Raw genomic sequence first — 527 nt, forward strand, 5'->3', positions numbered from 1 at the left:
TTTATGAAGAATTATGAATAGCTAATTTGACCTAAGTTAGGTTTAGCTCAATAAACTCAATATTTACCCCTTGAGAGTAGGGGTAAAGGTTTGATTTGACGAAGTAGGGGGATCAGTTTTTGTGGCGGCGGTTTTGCACAAACAACTCTTCGATTTCATGTTTTGGCTGAGGTCGGTAGAAATGAAAACCTTGAATCGAGTTACATTGAAGGTTGGAAAGCAAAGTAGCTTGCTGATGCGTTTCTACGCCTTCTGCAACGACCGTTAGTTCCAAAGATTTGCCCAAGTTGATGATGTTCTCGATGACGGTCACCTGTTTTGGCAGGGCGTCAATGTCATTAATGAATGCTCGGTCGATTTTTAGTTCATCAATCGGGAAACGAGCTAAATACGACAGTGACGAATACCCAGTGCCAAAGTCGTCGATCGACAAAGCAAAGCCAAGCTTTTTAATCGCATTCAGCATTTGCAGCGTATGTTCGCTGTCACTCATCACCGCGCTTTCAGTTAGCTCAAACGTGATGCAA

General features: G+C 42.7%; 1 protein-coding gene. It reads right to left on the reverse strand.

The window, feature by feature from the left end; all coding sequences use genetic code 11:
* Nucleotides 1-112: 112 nt before the first annotated feature.
* On the reverse strand, nt 113-527 hold a 415-nt coding region (locus R7190_RS30430; protein ID WP_318138285.1), incomplete at its 5' end, for an EAL domain-containing protein.

It is taken from the genome of Vibrio sp. 1078-1 (assembly GCF_033340475.1).